Source organism: Alcanivorax sp. HI0044 (assembly GCF_001634945.1).
In genome coordinates, this window is sequence record NZ_LWEZ01001269.1 from 1 (window position 1) to 517 (window position 517).

Here is a 517-nt window from a genome sequence, read left to right on the forward strand (position 1 = left end):
CAGCAACGCGGTATTCGTGGACCGCTTCATGGCAACCCCCATGTTCTACCCGGCCAACTACGGCTACATCCCCAACACCCTGTCCGAAGATGGCGATCCGCTGGACGTGCTGGTTGTGACCCCCTACCCGGTGGTTCCCGGCTCCGTGATTCGCTGTCGCCCGGTGGGCATCCTGAACATGACCGACGAAGCCGGTAAAGATGCCAAGCTGGTGGCGGTTCCGCACACCAAGCTGACCAAGATCTACGACAACGTGAAAGACATCAACGACTTGCCAGAGCTGCTGCTGGCCCAGATCAAGCACTTCTTCGAGCACTACAAAGAGCTGGAAGCAGGCAAGTGGGTGAAAGTTGATGGCTGGGATGGCGCCGAAGCGGCCAAAGCCGAGATCATCAAATCTGTCGAAGCTTACGAGAACGCCAAGTAAGTCGACGCGAAACTGGCTTTGTCCAGCGCCAGCGCTCAGGATGCCCTCGATGCAGCCTGCCGGTTTCTCGGCCTGCGCGCCCCGTTTCTG

At 59.2% G+C, this 517-nt stretch carries 1 protein-coding gene; it reads left to right on the forward strand.

All coding sequences use genetic code 11. The features are described 5' to 3' along the window. Window positions 1–427 (forward strand): inorganic diphosphatase (gene ppa / locus A3730_RS18275; protein ID WP_063538631.1); only part of this gene is annotated, 427 nt, incomplete at its 5' end. Between the last annotated feature and the right edge of the window lie 90 nt (window positions 428–517).